Source organism: Corallococcus praedator, from assembly GCF_003612125.1.
Classification (GTDB): Bacteria; Myxococcota; Myxococcia; order Myxococcales; family Myxococcaceae; genus Corallococcus; species Corallococcus praedator.
Genome location: NZ_RAWI01000779.1, coordinates 1 through 1,058, shown reverse-complemented (window position 1 = coordinate 1,058; position 1,058 = coordinate 1). Strand labels below are relative to the sequence as shown.

Annotated in this window: 1 protein-coding gene; it reads right to left on the bottom strand. The window is 72.4% G+C overall.

Annotation, left to right across the window (positions count from 1 at the left end):
* Positions 1-961, bottom strand: a 961-nt coding sequence (locus tag D7Y13_RS41695; RefSeq protein WP_500683198.1) for a glutamate-cysteine ligase family protein, incomplete at its 3' end; no start/stop codon positions are given.
* Positions 962-1,058: the final 97 nt, after the last annotated feature.

Below are 1,058 nucleotides of genomic sequence, written 5' to 3'. Positions count from 1 at the left end.
GGTTCCAGGACCAGACCGTGCTCTGGTGCAGCCGCAGCTCCCCCAGCCCCGGCACGCCCCCCGCCGCGACGACCTCCATCGGGGACTCGTCGCCCACCACCGGCAACAGCGGCGGGTAGAGCGCCACGGCCTCGGAGAACAGCTCGTGCACGCCCTCGCGCACCCAGCCGTGGCCGAACGTCACGCGCGGGTGCAGGTGGGCCACCTCGTCCCCGCCCTCGCCCCGGTCGTCGGTGGCCTGCTGGAAGAGCGCCACGCGCGTCTCCTCCCAGAGGCGCTTGCCCAGGAACAGCGGTGAATTGCCCGCCGCCGCCAGCACCGGCGCCGTGGCCAGCTGCGCGGCGTTGTACACGTGCGCGAAGTCCTCCGGGGCCACGCGCAGGTGGAACTGGAGCGACGTGTTCGCCCCCTCCAACGTCACGTCGTCCCAGGCGAGGTTGAGCGCGTCGTCGCCCGCGATGGCCACCTGGAAAGGTCCGTTGCGCCGCTTGCGGATGGCCGCGTTCAGCGCCCGGTAGCGGGCCTGCTGCGTCAGGGCCCCCTTGCCCAGGTCCGCCTGCCTGAGCGTGGGCAGGATGCCGATGGCCGCCACGCGCGCGCCCTGCGTCGCCGCCGCGCGCCCCAGTTCCTTCAGCACGTCCTCGAACTCCGCCCGCAGCGCGGTGAACGGCCGCCCCGCCAGCAGCGACGGCCGCACGTTCATCTCCATGTTGAAGCGGTTCAGCTCCAGCGTCAGCCGTTCATCCTTCGACTGGGCCAGCACCAACTGGTTCACCGGCAGCGGGTAGCCCGCGCGGTCCACCAGGTACACCTCCAACTCCGCGCCCATCGTCGTGGGCCCCACGCCGAAACCGGGGCGGCGCAGCAGTGCCCGCAGGGCCTCCAGGCTCTCCGCGAGCCGCTGCACGAACCGCTCGTGCTCCTTCGGCGTGAACTCCTCCTGCTGGATGGCGAGTCCCATAGACCCTCCACGATTGGCACGACGCGCGGTGCTGGCACGTCAGGTGTCAGCCGCTGGACGCCGCCCCCACGGAAAACCGTCCGCCCCTCGCCCCACG